The sequence below is a fragment of the Aurantiacibacter arachoides genome, assembly GCF_009827335.1.
GTDB classification, from domain to species: domain Bacteria; phylum Pseudomonadota; class Alphaproteobacteria; order Sphingomonadales; family Sphingomonadaceae; genus Alteraurantiacibacter; species Alteraurantiacibacter arachoides.
This window is the reverse complement of the sequence record NZ_WTYH01000001.1, coordinates 2,730,777-2,749,459: the sequence shown is the minus strand read 5'-3', so window position 1 is coordinate 2,749,459 and position 18,683 is coordinate 2,730,777. Positions and strand designations below refer to the sequence as shown.

At 67.2% G+C, this 18,683-nt stretch carries 19 protein-coding genes; 15 read left to right on the top strand and 4 right to left on the bottom strand.

Annotated elements, in window-relative coordinates; all coding sequences use genetic code 11:
- Window positions 1-19 precede the first annotated feature (19 nt).
- Entirely contained in the window at window positions 20-1,093 is a 1,074-nt protein-coding gene (locus GRI62_RS13470) for a COX15/CtaA family protein (protein ID WP_131451237.1), read from the bottom strand.
- 123 nt (window positions 1,094-1,216) lie between these two features.
- Between GRI62_RS13470 and GRI62_RS13465 the strand changes: the two genes are divergently transcribed.
- From GRI62_RS13465 to GRI62_RS13450, 4 genes are all read left to right on the top strand, one after another.
- Window positions 1,217-1,585: a MerC domain-containing protein gene (locus tag GRI62_RS13465; RefSeq protein ID WP_308420827.1), complete on the top strand. Its 369-nt coding sequence runs from the start codon at window positions 1,217-1,219 to the stop codon at window positions 1,583-1,585.
- A gap of 21 nt (window positions 1,586-1,606) precedes the next feature.
- On the top strand, window positions 1,607-2,596 hold the full coding sequence (thiS, locus tag GRI62_RS13460) for a sulfur carrier protein ThiS (protein ID WP_131453650.1): 990 nt from the start codon (window positions 1,607-1,609) through the stop codon (window positions 2,594-2,596).
- A gap of 76 nt (window positions 2,597-2,672) precedes the next feature.
- A complete protein-coding gene (locus tag GRI62_RS13455; protein ID WP_131451235.1) occupies window positions 2,673-3,200 on the top strand; it encodes a hypothetical protein in 528 nt (175 codons plus the stop codon).
- Between the two features lie 67 nt (window positions 3,201-3,267).
- Complete coding sequence (locus GRI62_RS13450; RefSeq protein WP_131451234.1) at window positions 3,268-4,350, top strand: calcium:cation antiporter; 1,083 nt, start codon at window positions 3,268-3,270, stop codon at window positions 4,348-4,350.
- Between the two features lie 3 nt (window positions 4,351-4,353).
- On the opposite strand, the gene GRI62_RS13445 is transcribed toward GRI62_RS13450, so the two are convergent.
- From GRI62_RS13445 to GRI62_RS13435, 3 genes are all read right to left on the bottom strand, one after another.
- Window positions 4,354-6,159 carry an AMP-dependent synthetase/ligase gene (locus GRI62_RS13445; RefSeq protein WP_131451233.1) on the bottom strand — a complete coding sequence of 602 codons (1,806 nt, stop codon included), beginning with the start codon at window positions 6,157-6,159 and terminating at the stop codon, window positions 4,354-4,356.
- Between the two features lie 79 nt (window positions 6,160-6,238).
- Window positions 6,239-7,963 (bottom strand): gamma-glutamyltransferase, encoded by a 1,725-nt coding sequence (gene ggt, locus GRI62_RS13440; protein WP_131451232.1) that lies wholly within the window; start codon window positions 7,961-7,963, stop codon window positions 6,239-6,241.
- An 11-nt stretch (window positions 7,964-7,974) separates the two neighbouring features.
- Window positions 7,975-9,006 carry a quinone-dependent dihydroorotate dehydrogenase gene (locus GRI62_RS13435; protein ID WP_131453649.1) on the bottom strand — a complete coding sequence of 344 codons (1,032 nt, stop codon included), beginning with the start codon at window positions 9,004-9,006 and terminating at the stop codon, window positions 7,975-7,977.
- 326 nt (window positions 9,007-9,332) lie between these two features.
- Between GRI62_RS13435 and GRI62_RS13430 the strand changes: the two genes are divergently transcribed.
- The 11 genes from GRI62_RS13430 (at window position 9,333) to GRI62_RS13380 (ending at window position 18,669) form a co-directional block, all read left to right on the top strand.
- On the top strand, window positions 9,333-11,147 hold the full coding sequence (locus tag GRI62_RS13430; RefSeq protein WP_131451231.1) for a DUF885 domain-containing protein: 1,815 nt from the start codon (window positions 9,333-9,335) through the stop codon (window positions 11,145-11,147).
- Window positions 11,148-11,344: 197 nt separating this feature from the next.
- The gene (locus GRI62_RS13425; RefSeq protein ID WP_131451230.1) at window positions 11,345-11,755 is read left to right on the top strand and encodes an RrF2 family transcriptional regulator; all 411 of its coding nucleotides are present in this window, start codon (window positions 11,345-11,347) and stop codon (window positions 11,753-11,755) included.
- A complete protein-coding gene (gene sufB, locus GRI62_RS13420; protein WP_131451229.1) occupies window positions 11,752-13,233 on the top strand; it encodes a Fe-S cluster assembly protein SufB in 1,482 nt (493 codons plus the stop codon). The genes GRI62_RS13425 and sufB overlap by 4 nt, the downstream gene beginning before the upstream one ends.
- Window positions 13,230-13,760, top strand: a complete 531-nt coding sequence (locus GRI62_RS13415; protein WP_131451228.1) for an endonuclease domain-containing protein — start codon at window positions 13,230-13,232, stop codon at window positions 13,758-13,760. The genes sufB and GRI62_RS13415 overlap by 4 nt, the downstream gene beginning before the upstream one ends.
- The gene (sufC, locus tag GRI62_RS13410) at window positions 13,747-14,493 is read left to right on the top strand and encodes a Fe-S cluster assembly ATPase SufC (protein ID WP_131451227.1); all 747 of its coding nucleotides are present in this window, start codon (window positions 13,747-13,749) and stop codon (window positions 14,491-14,493) included. Before GRI62_RS13415 ends, sufC begins: the two co-directional genes overlap by 14 nt.
- Window positions 14,490-15,092, top strand: a complete 603-nt coding sequence (locus GRI62_RS13405) for a cation transporter (protein ID WP_131451226.1) — start codon at window positions 14,490-14,492, stop codon at window positions 15,090-15,092. Before sufC ends, GRI62_RS13405 begins: the two co-directional genes overlap by 4 nt.
- Window positions 15,089-15,838 (top strand): SufD family Fe-S cluster assembly protein, encoded by a 750-nt coding sequence (locus tag GRI62_RS13400; RefSeq protein WP_131451225.1) that lies wholly within the window; start codon window positions 15,089-15,091, stop codon window positions 15,836-15,838. The genes GRI62_RS13405 and GRI62_RS13400 overlap by 4 nt, the downstream gene beginning before the upstream one ends.
- The gene (locus GRI62_RS13395; protein WP_131451224.1) at window positions 15,835-17,046 is read left to right on the top strand and encodes an aminotransferase class V-fold PLP-dependent enzyme; all 1,212 of its coding nucleotides are present in this window, start codon (window positions 15,835-15,837) and stop codon (window positions 17,044-17,046) included. Before GRI62_RS13400 ends, GRI62_RS13395 begins: the two co-directional genes overlap by 4 nt.
- On the top strand, window positions 17,046-17,507 hold the full coding sequence (locus GRI62_RS13390; RefSeq protein ID WP_131451223.1) for an SUF system Fe-S cluster assembly protein: 462 nt from the start codon (window positions 17,046-17,048) through the stop codon (window positions 17,505-17,507). Before GRI62_RS13395 ends, GRI62_RS13390 begins: the two co-directional genes overlap by 1 nt.
- Window positions 17,504-18,307: a GNAT family N-acetyltransferase gene (locus GRI62_RS14680; protein ID WP_234032827.1), complete on the top strand. Its 804-nt coding sequence runs from the start codon at window positions 17,504-17,506 to the stop codon at window positions 18,305-18,307. Before GRI62_RS13390 ends, GRI62_RS14680 begins: the two co-directional genes overlap by 4 nt.
- A complete protein-coding gene (locus GRI62_RS13380; RefSeq protein WP_131451222.1) occupies window positions 18,304-18,669 on the top strand; it encodes a HesB/IscA family protein in 366 nt (121 codons plus the stop codon). The genes GRI62_RS14680 and GRI62_RS13380 overlap by 4 nt, the downstream gene beginning before the upstream one ends.
- Window positions 18,670-18,683 lie beyond the last annotated feature (14 nt).

Genomic DNA, 18,683 nt, shown 5'->3' with positions numbered 1-18,683 from the left:
CTCCGCTTGAGCGACCGTGTCAGTGACTGGTTTCGGCGCGGGGAAATTCAGGCTCTCTGCGCCCCACGACATGGGCGCCCCAGGCAAAGCTCGCCACCAGCAGCGCGCCGACCAGCTGGTGCGCCACGGCCAGCCACAGCGCAACGCCGCTCATCACGGTAGCGATGCCGAGCAGGATCTGCGTGCCGACCATGGCGTTGATGGCGATCGACGCGCGCCGCTCAAGCGGTCTGACCCGGCGGGCGAGCACCACCAGCGCCGCCGCCGCCACGAAGGCCCACCAGCGGTGGAGGAAATGCAGCCAGAACGGATCGTGCAGGAACGTCCAGGCCACGCCGTTCGCCCAGTTCGCTTCGGGCACCAGCCGACCGAACATCAGCGGCCAAGTGTCGGACACCAGCCCGGCATTCAACCCGGCGACCCACGCGCCCAGCAACAGTTGCACGAACAGGATTGCCGCGACCCACAGGCTTGCGCGCGTCAGCCGGGAGGGCGCGGTCCGGCCTTGCGCGTGTTGCCGCAGGTCCAGTGCCGTCCACACCAGCCCCGCCAGCGTGAACAGCGCGGTGAGAAGGTGGATGGACAGCCAGAAGTGCGAAACATCGGTCATCTCGCCCGACAGGCCGGAGCGCACCATGAACCAGCCGAACGCGCCCTGCAGACCGCCCAGCGCCAGCAGCGCGACGAGGCGCGGCGTGTAGCCTGCCGGAATGGCGCGGCGAACCCAGAACCACGCCAGCGGCAGCGCGAAGGCGAGGCCGAGCAGCCGACCCAGAAAGCGGTGAAACCACTCCCAGAAGAAGATGAACTTGAAGGCATCCAGGTCCATCCCCGCGGGCCCGGTCACGTTGCGGTATTCGCCGGTGGCCTTGTAGAGATCGAATTCGGCCTGCCAGTCGGCCTGTGACAGCGGCGGGATCGCGCCGGTTATCGGTTTCCATTGGGTGATCGAAAGGCCGCTCTCGGTCAGCCGGGTGATACCGCCGACTGCCACCATCGTCAGGACCAGCACGGCGCAGACGAACAGCCACACGGCTATGGAACGCGGCCTTTCGCGATTCGCGGTGTCGCTGGCGGTCGGCAGGGCAGACATGGGCGCGAATTCGCCGAAATCCGGGACAATCGCAAGGTGCTAATGGACCGGGGTGAGGTCACCAAAGAAAAACCCGGGCATCCGCCTCTTGCGCAATGTTACAGCATCACATACATGATCCGTATGGCGCAGATCGCACCCTGGATTCGCGGCAAGCTCGATCGCGCCGGCATGATATTGTCGGCGCTTTGCCTGCTGCATTGCGTGGGCACCCTGGTGCTGGTCGCCGGGCTGGGCATGGGGGCAAGCTTCCTGCTCGATCCGGCGATCCACAAGGTCGGGCTGGCACTGGCGACTCTGATCGCGGGTGTTGCCATCGGCCTTGGTGCCTTGCGGCATCGCCGCGCCGCGCCGTTCGTGGTGGCGATGACCGGCCTTACCTTCATGGGCGGCGCGCTTGCCGCCGGGCACGGCGCACACGAAGCGGTGCTGACGATCATCGGCGTGGTGCTGGTCACCGGCGGGCACCTGCTGAACTTGCGTCACGCCTGATCCGCGCTATCTGGCATGGCTATGCCGGATCAGCTTTCCCTCACCGTCAATGGCGAGACCCGCCGCACCGCCGCCGCCACCATCGCCGCGCTCGTTCGCGAGCTTGGCCTGACGCCGGCAAAGGTCGCCGTGGAGCACAACGGCGCGATTGCCGCCCGCTCCACGCTGGAACAGGTCGCACTGGCGGACGGCGACAGCCTGGAGATCGTGCACTTCGTCGGTGGCGGTTCGGGCGAGGACGCGGACGACAGCTGGGAAGTTGCAGGGCATCGGTTCACCAGCCGGCTGATCGTGGGCACCGGCAAGTACAGGGATTTCGCCCAGAACGCCGCCGCCGTGGCAGCGGCGGGTGCCGAGATCGTCACCGTGGCGGTGCGCCGGGTGAATATTTCCGATCCCAGCCAGCCAGTGCTGATGGATCATATCGATCCCGCCAAGGTCACCTACCTTCCCAACACGGCGGGCTGCTTCACCGCCGACGAGGCGATCCGCACGCTGCGGCTGGCGCGCGAGGCGGGCGGCTGGGACCTGGTGAAGCTGGAGGTGCTGGGCGAGGCGAAGACGCTCTACCCTGATATGCGCGAGACGCTGAAGGCCTGCGAGGTGCTCAGCGGCGAGGGGTTCAAGCCCATGGTCTATTGCACCGACGATCCGATCGCGGCGAAGCAGCTGGAAGAGGCAGGCGCGGTGGCGATCATGCCGCTGGGCGCGCCCATCGGCAGCGGGTTGGGGATCCAGAACCAGGTGACCATCCGCCTGATCGTGGAGGGCGCGACGGTGCCCGTCCTCGTCGATGCGGGCGTTGGCACGGCCAGCGACGCGGCGGTGGCGATGGAGCTGGGCTGCGACGGCGTGTTGATGAACACCGCCATCGCCGAGGCCAAGGACCCTGTTCGCATGGCCCGCGCGATGCGACTGGCGGTGGAGGCCGGGCGCCTCGCCTACCTTTCGGGCCGGATGGGGCGGCGCCGGTATGCCGATCCCAGCAGCCCCCTGGCGGGCCTGATCTAGCCAGCCCCAGCTGGCGAACGCAAAATTAACCATGCGCGCGCATGATGGCGTCCTGCACAGGGTAGGAGCTTCGATCATGGCGACATTGCAAACCGCTTCGCTGACGATTTCCGAAATGCGCGAGTTCGCCGGGTTCACCCAGGCAGAGCGCGCGTTCATCGAGCGCGGGCTGGACATTGCGCTGGGCCGCGGGGACGCCTTCAAGAGCTGGAGCCGCAGCGCCGAGGACCAGCGCGCCATCCGCTCCCAGTATCTCGCCTACCGCGAACTCAAGCAATTGCGCGGCCTGATCGCCTGCGATGGCGGCGGTGACGGGCTGGAGCTGTATCTGGGCACGCTCGTGCGCATCGCTGCGCAGGATCTGGCGCAGGAGCAGCTCGACGGCTTTTCCGCCTTCCGCTTCCTCTACGAACGGCTGCTGGGCGCGCACGCCCGGCCATACCTGCCGGCAGCGTTCTGCGGCGCCGCCGCGCTGCCGCACATCCGCCCCTGCCGGCGCAAGATGCTGTTGCAATCCCTGAGCGAAGCCGCCGCCACAGCGCCTGCCTGGTCGCGGCGGGAGCCGGTGTTCTATCCGGAACGGGTGCTCGAAGCGCTGGATTGACGCGCGATCTGGGCGTTTTGCCCACATCATCGCTTGGCGCGGCGGTGCGACCCGCTATCTAGCGGGCATGCCGGACCCCCAAACACGCCGACCCCCGCTGTGGACCATCATCGCCCCGGGACTGGCGATGGCCGGTCTGCTGGTTGGAGAGCCATCGAGCCTGCTCGTCGCCGGCCTGCTGGGCGTGCTGCTGGGCGGTGCGATCCTTGCATCGGTCTATCACGCAGAGGTGCTGGCGCATTACCTGGGAGAACCCTTCGGAACGCTGGTGCTGGCCCTGGCGGTCACCATCATCGAAACCTCGCTGATCGTCTCGATCATGCTGGGCGAGGGGTCGGGCGCGCAGACGCTGGCCCGCGATACGCTGATCGCGGCGATCATGATTACCATCAATGCCATCGTCGGGGTGTGCCTGCTGGTCGGCGGAGGGCGCCATTACGAGCAGGGCTATACGCAATCGGGCGTCAGCGTGGGGCTGGCCATGCTGTCCACCTTGGCGGTGCTGACGCTGATCCTGCCCAACTTCACCGTGAGCGAGCGCGGGCCGTTCTATACCGACAGCCAGTTGATCTTCGTCGCCGTGATTTCCCTGGTGGTCTACGGCACGTTCGTGATGGCGCAGACCATCCGCCACCGCGATCATTTCCTCTATGCCGATCCGGCCGCCGACGCAGTGGTTCACGTCGCCGTGCCGCGCAATCTGGTCGGCGTATCGGCGGCCATTCTGGTCGTCACCCTGGTCGCGGTCGTGCTGCTGGCAAAAATGCTGTCATCCTCGATCGAGGATGCCGTGGGCGCGATCGGGGCGCCCCAGGCGCTGGTTGGCGTCATCATCGCGTCCCTCGTCCTTGCGCCCGAAGGCTTTGCCGCGCTGTCAGCGGCGCGCCAGAACCGGGTGCAGACGAGCCTCAACTTGGCGCTGGGATCGGCGCTGGCGACCATCGGCCTGACCATCCCCGCCGTCGCCATCGCCGCGCTGGCCATGGGGCTCGATCTGGAGCTCGGACTGTCGATGCGCTCTACCGTGCTGCTGGCGCTGACCCTGCTGGTGGCGACGCTGACGCTGTCGACCGGGCGCACGACCATCGTGCACGGCGTCATCCACCTGGTGATCTTCGCCAGCTACCTGTTCATCACGATCATTCCGTGACGCCTAGTAGAGCGCGTCCAGCTTGTCGCCGTACTGTGCCTTGATGAACGGGCGGCGGATCTTCAGCGTCGGGGTCATCATGTTGTTCTCGACACTGAACGGCTCGTCGGCGAGGGTGAACTTGCGGATCTTCTCGATCACCGAAAGCTCGGCATTGGTGCGGTCGACGGCGGCCTTCATTGCGCTGCGGAAGGCGGGCAGGCCTTGCAGCGATGCCATGTCGAACTTCTCGCCATTGTCCATCGCCCACTGGTGGGCCCATTCGCAATCGGGCACCAGCAGGGCGACCATGTAGGGCCGCTTGTCGCCAGCGACCATGGCCTGGGCGATCTCGGGCTGCAGGGTCAGCATCCCTTCCAGCTTCTGCGGTGCGACGTTGTCACCCTTGTCGTTGACGATGATGTCCTTCTTGCGATCGGTGATCTTGATGCGGCCCTTGTCGTCGATATGGCCCACGTCGCCCGTGTGCAGCCAGCCGCCCTCCAACGCGCGCTCGGTATCCTCGGGCCGGCCCCAGTATCCCAGCATCACCAGGTCGCCGCGCACCAGGATCTCGCCATCCTCGGCAATGCGGACGTCCACCCCGCGCAACGGCGGGCCGACGGTATCGAGCTTGATGCCGACAGACGGCAGGTTGACGCTGATGACGGGGGCGCTCTCGGTCTGGCCGTAGCCCTGCAGCATGGTCAGCCCCATGGCGGAAAAGAACCCGCCGACCTCGGGGTTGAGCGGCGCCCCGCCAGAAACCAGCGCCTTGATCCGGCCGCCGAACCGCTGGCGGATTTTCGGGCGCAGCGTTGCGGACAGCAGCCACTGGTCGGGCCGGGTGAGCAGGCCATCGTGCCCCGCGACCTGCTTCTCCCCCAGGCTCAGCGCGCGCCCCAGCAGGAAATTGGCCAGCTTGCCCTGCTTGGCGATGGTCTTGATCATCTTCTCGCGCAGAACCTCGAACAGGCGCGGGACGACGATCATGAAGGTCGGCTGGGCTTCCTCCAGGTTGCTGGAAAGCTTGTCGAGCCCCTCGGCGAACCAGATGTCGGCGCCAAGGCCGATGGGCAGATAGAGCCCGGCGGAATGTTCCATGGCGTGGCTGAGCGGCAGGAACGACAGGAACCGCTCCTCGCCCCAGCCGAACTCCTCGCTCAGGACGTAAGCCGCCGCCCCGGCATTGTGCAGGATCGCGCGGTGGGGCAGCATGACGCCGCGCGGCGCGCCGCTGGTGCCGCTGGTGTAGATGATGCAGGCCATGTCCTCACGGCCGATGCCGGCAATGCGTGCGTCGACGGCGTGGCGCGCGGCCTCGGCATCGCCGCTGATCATCGTGTCCCAGCGGTGCAGATCGTAGGCGCCGGACTGGGCGGTGGAAACGCCCTCCATCACCACCACGTGGCGCGCCTTGCCAGTCTTCATGATCGCCGGAAGCAGCACGCGAGCAAGCTTGGCATTGGATACGATCGCGGCGCAGGCGCCCGAATCGTTCAGGATGTGGCAGTGATCGCCTTCGGTATTGGTGGTGTAGGCGGGCGTGGAGACGAGCCCCGCTGCCATGATGGCCAGGTCGGCGATGCACCATTCGGGCCGGTTCTCCGCCACGATCACCACGCGATCGCCGTCCTTCAGTCCCATGGCGCGCAGGTTCTCGGCAAGGATGCACACCTGCCGCGCGGCCTCGGCATAGGACATCGGCGTCCATGTGCCGTCGATCTTGGCGGTGAGGAAGGGCCTGTCGCCCTGCTGGTCCGCGCGTTGCAGGAACAATGCAACGAGGTTTTGCGCGGTGTCGATTTCGCTCAACTGCACGTGGAACATTCTCCCAGGCGGTTTTTATTGGCGACCTGCCTTGGGTTAGCGACCTAGGCCGCCCGCTGGCGCGGAGCAAGGGGGCGTGTCAGGGCGCGACTGCCGCACCCTCGCTGCGCGGATCGAAGGCGCCGATCCATCGCCCGTCGCGCCATTCGACGGCATTGGCCTTGAGCGGCAGGTCGCGCACCGCCACCGGGTGGCCCAAGGCCTCCAGCGCGGGACGCAGTGTGACGAGCGTGCTGCCCTGTTCCAGCGTGACGCCATCACCGGGGGAAAACAGCAGCGGCAGGGCGATCGCGTCCTGCGCGCTCAAACCCCAGTCGATGTAGCCGATCAGCGCCTTGGACACCTGCACCGGGATGGTGGCCCCGCCCGCCGCGCCGATGGCCAGCACCAGCCGGCCATCGGGCGCGAACACCATCGTTGGCGCCATCGAGGACCGCGGCCGCTTGCCGCCTTCGACCCGGTTGGCCACGGGTACGCCGTCGCGCTGGGGCGAGAAGCTGAAATCGGTCAATTCGTTGTTGAGGTAGAACCCGCCGAACATCAGGCCCGACCCGAACGGCCCCTCGATGGTGGAGGTGTAGGAGACGGCGTTGCCGCCGGCATCGACTACGGCGAAATGGCTCGTGCCGTTTTCCGGCGGTTCGTCCCCGTCGGCGGCGCAGCCGGCGCAGGCCTGCGGCACGCCCGGCCGCCCCGCTGCAACGCTCGCCATGCGATTGTCGACGCTCAACAATTGGCTGCGCGTGGCGAGGTAATCCGGGTCCACCAGCGCTGCGGCGGGCACGGAGACGAAATCGCTGTCGGCCAGGTAGAGCTCACGGTCGGCATAGGCGAGGCGCTGGCTTTCCGCGAACAGGTGCCAGGCGGTCGCCGATTGCGGACCCAGCGCCGCCATGTCGAAGCGTTCGAGCTGGCCGAGAATGGCCAGCACCGTCGTCGCGCCGGAAGACGGCGGGCCCATGCCGCAGATGCGGTAGCGCCGGTATGTGCCACACAGCGGCTCGCGCTCGGCGGCCGCATAATCCTGCAGGTCCGCGGCGCGCATCGCCGCCTCCCCCGGCGTCGCGGCGGCGACATGCTGGGCCAGCGCCTCGGCGCGATCGCGGTAAAAGGCCCGCGGGCCGCCCGCGGCGATGGCCTGCAGCGTATCGGCGAGCGCCGGGTTGGTCAGCCGCGTACCCACGGGCCGCACCGTGCCATCGGCATCGAAGAACAGCGCCCGTCCTGCCGCCTCGTGCGCGGAACGATTGCGCGCATTGGCGGCGAATTCGGCGCCACGCTGGCTCAGCGACCAGCCCTCGCGGGCCAGCGCGATGGCAGGGGCGAACAGGTCGGCCCAGGGCAGCACACCGTGATCGCGGTGCGCGAGCGCAGCCAGGGCGATGTTGCCCGGCACGCCGACCGAGCGGCCGCCGATCACCGCGTCCATGAAAGGCATCGGCGCGCCATCGGGGCCGAGGAACCAGCCCGGCCCGGCCTCGGCGGGTGCCGTTTCGCGCCCGTCGATCGTCTCCACGGTGCCATCGGGCGCGGCATGGACGTAGAAGCCGCCTCCGCCGATGCCCGAACTCTGCGGTTCGACCACGGTCAGGGCCAGCATCACCGCGATGGCCGCATCGGTCGCGCTGCCGCCCTGCCGCAATATCTGCGCTCCCGCCGCAGCCGCACGCGGGTCCGCGGCGCTGACCATTCCCGTGGCGAGCGTGTCAGGCCCGGCAGTCCGGGCGGGCGATTCGCCAGGGATCGTGGTGCAGGCACCCAGCAGCAGCGGAGCAAGGACGAAAGCGGAAAGGCGCGGCATCATGGCCATGCCTGCTATTCGCTTCCGACCGCTTCGGCAATCGAGGCAAAGCCATCGCGCACCATCAGACGCTCCAGTCCGCGGGTGATGTCGCGGGCGATGCCGGGGCCGGCATAGATCATCGCGCTGTAGAGCTGGACGAGGCTCGCCCCTGCACGGATGCGCTGCCAGGCGTCTTCTGCCGTGGCGATACCGCCCACGCCCACCAGCGGGATCGCGCCGCCCGTGGCCCGGCGAAAATCGCGCAAGATCTGCAGCGCCTTGGTCTTGAGCGGCGCCCCGGACAGGCCGCCCGCCTCCCCCGCATGGCGCGATCGCAGCGGCGGCCGCGCAATGGTGGTGTTGGCCACGACGAGCGCGCCCAGCCCCCTGTCGATGGCGATGCGGGCGATGGCGTCGATGTCGGCAGGTTCGAGATCGGGCGCGACCTTGAGGAACACCGGCGGCCCGCCTTCGCCCCGCGCATCGAGCACCGCGTCGAGCAGGCCAGCCAGCGCCCCCTCGTCCTGCAACGCGCGCAGGCCCGGCGTGTTGGGGCTGGACACGTTGACGGTGAGATAGGTGGCGAGCGGGGCCATGACCTCGGCCATCAGCGCGTAATCGGCCACGCGATCGTCGGAATCCTTGTTGGCGCCGATGTTTATTCCCAGCACACCAGGTCTGCCCATCCGCGTCCGCAACCGGGCGTGGGCCAGTTCGGCGCCGGCATTGTTGAACCCCATTCGATTGATGACGCCGCGATCCTCGGCCAGCCGGAACAGGCGCGGGCGGAGATTTCCCGCCTGTGGCAGCGGCGTGATCGAGCCGACCTCGACATGGCCGAACCCGCGCCCCAGCAGGGCGTCGGGCACCTCTGCATCCTTGTCGAACCCGGCTGCCACGCCCAGCGGATTGGGAAGGGCCAATCCGGCCACCCGGGTGCCGAGAGGGCCGTCCTGCACCGCATGCTGTCCCGCCGGGGCCAGGCGCAGGGCGTGAATCGCCAGCCTGTGCGCGCGTTCGGGTTCGAGCGCGAAGACGGCGGGGCGCAGCAGGCGATAGAGCATGGCGAATCGCTTGGCAGGAAGCGCGGGTCGGGCGCAACGATCAATTGCCATCTGGGTCTGGAAACTCGTGTTTCGTCGCGTCGGACAGGGCGCCCCTGTCGTTTTCTTACAATAATCGCCTCGCAAAACGCGCCAGATAGTTAACGCGACCCGAAGGGCTCGGAGCGCCGCGTGCGCGAAGAGTTCTCCACTAGGAAGGGCGGCGCCTGTCATTGGCATCTGCCACTGGCATCGCCGCCCTCTTTTTTGGCACGCGTCCCGCACCCTTTTCATCCTCTTCCCCATGCCCTAGGCCGGTGCCACGTCACACGAAGGGTCGCTCTGAAATGGTTCGCTTTACTCCCGCCGCCGCGCTGGCTCTGGCCCTTGCGGGCTGCGCCACTGTTCCAGCCACTGCCGACATGGCCGCCGCCGACATGGCCGCCGTCCCGGGGGCCCCTGTGCAGGCCGAGGGTATCGGCGCGCTGTTCGACGCCTACGACGCTGCCCAGCTGGAACTGTCGCCGGAGGGTAAGGCCTATCGCGGCGTACGTGACGAGGATTACGGCCGCTGGAGCGACGCCACCGTTGCCGCGGACGAGCAGGAGCGCCTGCTCCGCCAGCGCTATCTCGCCACCATGCGGGCGGACTACGACCTTGCCGACCTGCAGGGGCAGGATGCGCTGTCCTACCGCCTGTTCGAAGCCAACGCCGCGCGCGCCGACCTGCTCGATCCCTATCGCGAATACGGCTTCGTCTTCGACCAGATGAACGGCGAGCAGAGCGGCATCCCGGCCTTCCTGATCAACACCCACACTGTGACGAACGCGAGCGACGCGGCCGCCTATGTCAGCCGCATCCAGGGCATCGGCGCGCTGATGGACCAGCACATCGCCCGCTCCGCCGCCCGCGCCGCGAACGGCATCATGCCGCCGCGCTGGGTCTACCCCTATGTGCTGAGCGACATCACCAACCTGCTGGACGCCGGCAACGACAACGCCGTGCTGGAGGATTTCGCCGCCGAGGTCGCCCGCCTGAACCTGCCAGAGGCGCAAGGCGTGGCTCTCAACGCCGCGGCCGCGCAGGCCTGGGCCACCAGTGCCGTGCCCGCCTACCAGCGTCTGCGTGCCGAGATGCTGCGCCAGCAGGCCCTGGCCCCGACTGACGACGGCGTCTGGCGCTTCCCGAACGGCGATCAGTACTACGACGCGCTGCTATCCTATTACACGACCACCGACCTTTCGGCGGACGAGATCCACGCCATCGGCCTTGCCGAAACCGCCCGCATCCACGAGGAAATGCGCGCCATCATGGCGCAGGTGGGCTTCACCGGCACGCTGCAGGAATTCTTCGAATACACCCGCACCGATCCGCGCTTCTACTACACCACCCGCGAGGAATACCTGGCGGACGTCTCGGGCGTGCTCGACCGCATGACCGCGCGCCTGCCCGAATTCTTCGTGACCTTGCCGGAATACGAACTGCAGGTGAAAGCGGTCGAGGCGTTCCGCGAGCAGAGCGCCGGCAAGGCATTCTATTCCAGCCCCGCGCCCGACGGGTCGCGGCCGGGCACCTATTACGTCAACCTCTACAACCTTGCCGACATGAGCCGCAACGAACTGGAGGCGCTGGCCTATCACGAGGGGCTGCCGGGCCATCACCTCCAGCGCGCGATCCAGACCGGGCTGGGCGACCTGCCGCCGTTCCGCCGCTTCGGCGGGTTCACCGCCTATACCGAGGGGTGGGGTCTCTATTCGGAGGAGCTGGGCAAGGACATGGGCTTCTACACCGATCCCTATTCCGACTTCGGACGGCTGGGCATGGAACTGTGGCGCGCCGGGCGGCTGGTGGTCGATACCGGCATCCACGACCAGCGCTGGAGCCGCGAGCAGGCGATCCGGTGGCTGACCGACAATACGCCCAATCCGCCCGGTGACATCGAAAAGGCGATCGAACGCTACATCGTCTATCCCGGCCAGGCGACGGCCTACATGATCGGCAAGCTGAAGATCATGGAACTGCGCGAACGCGCGCGGACCGAGCTGGGCGAGGATTTCGACATCCGCCAGTTCCACGAGGCGGTGCTGACCAACGGCCCCGTGCCGCTCGACATCCTCGAAGAGCAGGTGGATCAGTGGATCCAGGAGCAGAAGCAGGGCTGACAACTTAGCGATGAAAGCACCGGCGCGCGACCAGCGCGCCGCAAGGGCAACCGCCCGCCCGCAGCGGGCACGCAGCGAAGCGGAGTGCGTCTAGCGAGGACAAACCCGCGGAGGCGGGTTTTCCAACCAAAACGCTAACGACTCGCAACTAGGAGTTTCGGGTTGAAACTGGAGCAAATCGCTCCGATTTGGCCTGCATGCGCCTCAGCAACCTTGCAGACTATGCCGTCGTGACGATGAGCGCGGCCGCCCGCCATTGCGGTGGCGGGCGCACCTCGGCGGCTGAACTGGCGCGGGAAACCGGGCTGCCGGCACCGACCGTGGCCAAGCTGGTCAGCAAGCTGGTGGCGGCCGGACTGCTGCGATCGACGCGCGGCGCGGGCGGCGGTTTGCAGCTGGCGCGACCGGCGGCGGCGATCAGCGTGGCCGACATCGTCGAGGCGGTGGAAGGCCCGATCGCCCTCATGGCCTGTATCGACGGTGGCGATTGCGTGATCGAACACGATTGCAGCGTGAAGCCCCACGCCGGGCTGGTGAACGGCGCACTGCGCGGGGCGCTGGCGGGCATTCCGCTGACCCGGCTGGCGCGACAGGAAGTGATAGCATGAACGAGCAAGTGATTCTCCGCGACCAGGACGCGCATGATGCCGCCGCGAAAGCCGCGGACTACGAACACGGCTGGTCGAGCGACATCGAGACCGATTACGCCGAAAAGGGCCTGACGGAAGACACCGTCCGCTTCATCAGCGCCAAGAAGAACGAGCCGCAATGGATGCTCGACTGGCGCCTCAAGGCGTTCCGCCTGTGGCAGACCATGGAAGAACCCGACTGGGCCAAGCTCGGCTATCCGGCGATCGATTACCAGGACGCCTATTACTACGCCGAGCCCAAGAAGAAGCCGACGCTGGAATCGCTCGACGAGCTCGATCCCGAGATCAAGGCGATCTACGACAAGCTGGGCATCCCCATTGCCGAGCAGGAAGTGCTCGCCGGGGTGGAGGGCGCGCGCAACGTGGCGGTGGATGCGGTGTTCGACAGCGTCAGCGTCGCCACCACGTTTCGCGAGGAGCTGAAGAAGGCCGGCGTCATCTTCCTTTCCATCAGCGAGGCGCTGCGCGAGCATCCCGACCTGGTGAAGAAGTGGCTCGGCAAGGTCGTGCCGCAGCGCGACAACTTCTTCGCGACGCTCAACAGCGCGGTCTTTTCCGACGGCACCTTTGTCTACATCCCGGAAGGGGTGCGCTGCCCGATGGAGCTTTCCACCTATTTCCGCATCAATGCCGAGAACACCGGCCAGTTCGAACGCACGCTGATCATTGCCGAAAAGGGCAGCTACGTCAGCTATCTGGAAGGCTGCACCGCCCCCATGCGCGACGAGAACCAGCTGCACGCCGCAGTGGTCGAACTGGTCGCGATGGACGATGCGGAGATCAAGTATTCCACCGTGCAGAACTGGTATCCGGGCAGCGCCGAGGGCGTGGGCGGCATCTACAACTTCGTCACCAAGCGCGGCCTTTGCCAGGGCGCGCGCAGCAAGATCAGCTGGACGCAGGTCGAGACCGGCAGCGCGGTGACGTGGAAGTATCCCAGCTGTGTGCTGAACGGCGAGGACAGCGTGGGCGAGTTCTACTCGGTCGCCGTCACCAACAATTACCAGCAGGCCGACACCGGCACCAAGATGATCCACAACGGCAAGGGCAGCCGCAGCACGATCATTTCCAAGGGCATTTCTGCCGGCAAGAGCGACAACACCTACCGCGGTCTGGTCCGCGTGGCCGCCAATGCCGACAACGTGCGCAACTTCACCCAGTGCGACAGCCTGCTGCTCGGCAGTCTCAGCGGCGCGCACACCGTGCCCTACATCGAGGTGAAGAACCCCACCGCGCAGATCGAACACGAGGCGACCACCAGCAAGATTTCAGACGACCAGCTGTTCTACGCCATGCAGCGCGGACTGGGCGAGGAAGAGGCGGTCTCGCTGATCGTCAACGGTTTCGCCAAAGACGTGCTCAAGACATTGCCGATGGAGTTTGCCGTCGAGGCGCAGAAGCTGCTGGCGATTTCGCTTGAAGGGAGCGTGGGATGACCGAACGCAAGACCCTCAACCTCCGCGACACCACCAATGCCGAGGCGCCCGCGCTCGAGAAGAAGGGCCGTGGGTGGAAGATATCCGACTCCCGCCTCGACGCGCTGCACGATCGGGCGCGTGAGATGAAGCGGCATGCCAGCCCGGCACACACGGCGCTGGCCGAGCGGTTCGCCAAGGCAGACCTTGGCCGTTACACCTTCAAGCGGTTCGCCGTGGTCGGCAGCGCCATCGTCGATTTCAACTGCCACAACCTCGGCATGGCCATCGTGATCGACGAGCCCGAGGACGACGAGGCGCTCAATCGCCGCCGGGACAAGAGCCTCGAAAGCGTCGGCATCCGCGTGATGCACATCAGGGCGGCCGACATTCTCGACAACATCGACGAGGTGCTGGCCCGCATTACCGCCGGGATGCGCCTGCGCATCGCCGACAAGAAAACCCGCCACGCCGAACAGAAGCAGTTCGAACGCGACGCCCGCGCCGAGAAGGAGCGCGGCTACAGGAAACCCCATGCTGACAATTGACAACCTTTCCGCCACGGTCGCCGACAAGCCGATCCTCAACGGTCTCTCGCTCAGCGTGAACGCGGGCGAGATCCACGCGATCATGGGCCCCAACGGCGCGGGCAAGTCCACGCTGTCCTACGTTCTCGGCGGCCGTCCGGGCTACGAGGTGACGGGCGGCAGCGTGACGTTCAATGGCGAGGACCTGCTCGCCATGGACCCGCACGAGCGCGCCGCTGCCGGCCTGTTCCTCGGTTTCCAGTATCCGGTCGAGATCCCCGGCGTCTCCAACGTGCAGTTCCTGCGCGAGGCGCTCAATTCGCAGCGCAAGGCGCGTGGGCAAGACCCGTTAAGCGGCGGCGAATTCCTGAAGCTCGCCAAGGAAAAGGCCGCGTTGCTCAAGCTCGACATGGACATGATGAAGCGCAACGTGAACGTCGGCTTTTCGGGCGGCGAGAAGAAGCGCAACGAGATGGTGCAGATGGGCATCCTCGATCCCAGCTTCGCCGTGCTGGACGAGACCGACAGCGGCCTCGACATCGACGCGCTCAAGACCGTTGGCGAGGGCATCAACGCCATCATGCGTGCACCTGAAAAGGCCGTGCTGCTCATCACCCACTACCAGCGGCTGCTCGACTACGTTCAGCCCGATTACGTCCACATCCTCGCCAAGGGCCGCATCGTGAAGACCGGCGGGCCGGACCTCGCGCGGCGGCTGGAGGACGAAGGCTACGACGAGGTCATGGCCGCATGATCCTGGCCCTGCCATCCGAACACGCACTGCGGCGCACCGCGCTGATCGTGGCGGCGCTCAACCTCGGCTACTTCGTGGTCGAGGTAGTGGCCGCGCCGATCATCGGTTCGGTCGCGCTGTTTGCCGACAGCGCCGACTTTTTCGAGGACGCGGCGGTCAACCTGCTGATCGTCCTCGCGCTTGGCTGGAGCCTTGCGGCGCGCGCACGGCTGGGCGGAATGCTGGCCGCATTCGCGCTGGTTCCGGCCTTTGCCGCGCTGTGGAGCGCGTGGCTCAATATCTCGACCGGCGTGGTTCCCGAACCCTTCGCGCTTGGCCTGATCGGCGTGGGCGCGTTGGCGGTGAACGTCGTCTGCGCGGGCCTGCTCGCACGGCATCGCGGCACGGGCGGCAGCCTTGGCGCAGCGGCCTGGCTGGCGGCGCGTAACGATGCGCTGGGCAACGTGGCGATCATCGGGGCGGCGGTTCTGACCGCCTTCTTCTGGCACAGCTTCTGGCCCGACCTGCTGGTCGGCGCGGCGCTGTTCCTCCTCAATCTCGACGCTGCGAACGATATCCGCAAGGCCGCCCGGCGCGAGCAGATGGCGGTGCTGGCATGACGACGCAGATGCCCACCCTGCGTGACGAGGACTGGCGCTATGCGAACAGCGCCGCGCTCGAACGCCTGACCCCCGCCGACATCGACACCTGGCAGGATCTCCGGGTCGCGCCCGGCGCGGTGCAGCGGCAGACCTTTGTTCTCGATGACAGCCGCCCGGGCGTCCATCGCCTGCGGATCACCGTGGCCGAGGGCGGACGGGCGGAGATTTTCGCGCTCGCCTGTGCCAGCACCTACGCCCGGCTCGAAATCGAGGTGGAGCTGGGCCGCGCCGCGCATTTCCAGTTCGGGGGCGTCACCATCGGCGGGGGAGAGGCCACGCGCGAGTTCGTCACCCGCGTCACCCATGCCGAGTCCGATGGCACCAGCGACCAGGTGGTGCGCGCGGTCCACTGGGATACCGCGACCGGCAATTTTCTCGGCAAGCTCGCCGTGGCGCGCGATGCGCAGAAGACCGACGCGGCCCAGAATTTCCGCGCCCTGCTGCTGACCCGCGGCGCCAGCGCCAACGCCAAGCCGGAACTGGAAATCTACGCCGACGACGTGAAGTGCGCGCATGGCGCCGCGATCGGCCAGATGGACGAGGCGGCGGCCTTCTACATGGCCGCGCGCGGCCTGCCGCCCGAAGCTGCCCGCAAGCTGCTGGTGCGCGCCTTCATCGCCGATGCCTTTGCCGCGCATCCCATCGAACCAGAGCGCGACGAACTGCTGGAAGCGGCGCTGGCCGCGCTGGGGGATGCGGCGTGAGCGAGGCTCCGACCCTCTCTCGGCTCGATAACCGCCGGGCAGACTTTCCCGGTCTCGTCACCGCGACCGGCACGCCGTGGTACTACCTCGACAGTGCGGCCACGGCGCAAAAGCCGCAGGCCGTCATCGACGCCGTGACGCGGGCGATCGGCGTGGATTACGCGACCGTGCACCGCGGCGTCTACGGCCGTTCGGCGGAGATGACGCTGGGCTACGAAGCGGCAAGGCGGCGCGTGGCGGCTTTCGTTGGCGGGCGCGAGGAAGAGATCGTCTTCACCCGCGGCGCGACCGAGGCGATCAATCTCGTCGCCTACAGCTATCCCGGAACTGTCGGGCACGGGCGCCGCGTGCTGCTGAGCCAGCTGGAGCATCACTCCAACATCGTGCCCTGGCAGCTGGCCGGCTGGGAAGTCGATGTCTGCCCGCTGACCGAGGACGGGCGCATCGATCTCGACGCGGCAGAGGCCATGCTGACGCGCGACCACGCGATGGTCAGCTTCGCCCATGTCTCGAACGTGCTCGGCTCCGTCCTCGATGCGCGCCGTGCTGCCGATCTGGCCCATGCTGTCGGCGCGAAGCTGCTGCTCGACGGGTGCCAGTCGGTCGCGCGGATGCCCGTCGATGTCGCTGCCCTCGACTGCGATTTCTACGCCTTTTCCGGCCACAAGCTTTACGGACCCACCGGCATCGGTGCGCTGTGGGGCAGGGCCGATCTGCTCGATGCCATGCCCCCGTGGCAGGGCGGCGGGGCGATGATCGCCGCGGTCGGGTTCGATCGCAGCACCTATGCGCCTGCCCCCCAGCGGTTCGAGGCGGGCACCCCCGCCATCGTCGAGGCGATCGGGCTGGCGGCGGCCTGCGACTATGTGGGCAAGGCCGGGCTGGAGGCGATCCACGCGCACGAAGCGCGGCTGGTCAAGTCAACGCGCGAGGCCCTGGGTGCGATGAACGATGTCACCCTGTTCGGCCCCGAGGACAGCGCCGGCATCGTCAGTTTTGCCATCCACGGGGTTCACCCGCACGATCTGGGCACGATATTGGACGAGGAAGACGTGGCGATCCGCGCCGGGCACCACTGCGCCCAGCCGCTGATGGCGCATCTCGGCGTCACCGCCACCGCCCGCGCCAGTTTCGGCATCTATTCCGACATGGATGATGTCGCCGCACTGATCCGCGGCATCGAACGCACCAAGAGGATTTTCGGCTGATGGACAGCAACGACACCGTGCAAAAACCGCCGCGCGCCCGCGTATCCGACGCTGTGGCGCTGGATGAGACTGCGGGCGCCAAGCTTGGGCGCAAGCGCGACTACCTGGAAGGCTTCCTTGCCGCCAAGCCCGAAAGCGTGCCCGCGGGCGAACCCGGCGGGGCGATCTACGACAGCGTGATCGAGGCGCTGAAGGACATCTTCGACCCGGAAATCCCGGTGAACATCTACGACCTCGGCCTCATCTACAATGTCGAGGTGGCCGAGGATGCGGACGTAAAGGTGACGATGACGCTCACCACGCCGCATTGTCCGGTCGCGGAGACCATGCCTGCCGAGATCGAGCTGCGCGTGATGGGCTTACCCGGCGTGCGCGATGCCGAGGTGGTCGTCACCTGGGATCCGCCGTGGGACCCCAGCAAGATGAGCGACGAGGCGCGGCTGGAACTGGGGATGCTGTGACCGGCTCGCCGCCTCTCCAGCCCGACACGGGACCGGATGATGCGCGGCTGATCCTGGCTGACCGGGCGCGCGAGACCTACGAACGCGAACTCGCCGTCAGCATCATCGACGACGATCCCGCCGCACTTTCGTTGCTTGTCGCGGTGGCGTCCGACGCGTCCGAGGACGAGGGCCTGCAACAGCGCGCGGCGACCTCCATCGGCACGATCTGGCTCAACACGGATGGGCTGGACAGCGGTGACGACAGCGGTTTCACCACGGTCGCGCGCGAGGAAATCGCGCTGTTCCGCGCGCAGAGGGCTCAGCGCGGTCTGGGTCAGCCGCTCACCTTGCGCATGGCCGACTATGCCGACCCGTTCGATGCCGGCGCCCTGTTCATGCTGCTCGACAGCTATGCCCGCAGCGTGAATGGCGGCGGCAAGGCGTTGCCCAAGGCGCACCGCGAACGGCTTGCCCCCGCATTGGCTCAGGTCCCGGGCGCGTTCTCGCTGCTGGCGCTGGAGGGCGGCACGCCGATTGGCGTCGCCAACTGCTTCATGGGCTTCAGCACCTTTGCCTGCGCACCGCTGGTCAACGTGCACGATCTTGCCGTGGTGCCCATCCGGCGCGGTTGCGGCGTGGGCACGGCCTTGTTGCGCGCGGTCGAAAACGAGGCGCGGGCGCGTAGCGCGTGCAAGATCACGCTGGAGGTGCTTTCGGGCAACGCCGGCGCCAAGGCGCTCTACGCGCGTGAAGGCTTTGCCAACTATGCCCTTGCCGAAGGGCTGGGCAGCGCCCAATTCTGGGAGAAGACGCTATGACCGACACCATGACCCGCACCCGCCCGGCCCCCAAGGCCGCCGTCCTGCTCACCCCTGCGGCAGAGGCACGCGTGGCCGAGCTGATGGCCAGGGCGCCTGCGGAAGCCGTGGGCGTCAGGCTCTCGACCCCGCGTCGCGGGTGCTCGGGCCTCGCCTATTCGGTCGACTACGTTACCGAGGAAGCGAAGTTCGACGAGAAGATCGCAACGCCGGGCGGCATATTCTACATCGACGGGGCGAGCGTCCTCTACCTGATCGGCAGCACGATGGACTGGGTGGAAGACGATTTCACCGCCGGTTTCGTCTTTACCAATCCCAACGCCAAGGGTGCCTGCGGGTGCGGCGAAAGTTTCATGGTATAGGCGACGCGATGCCG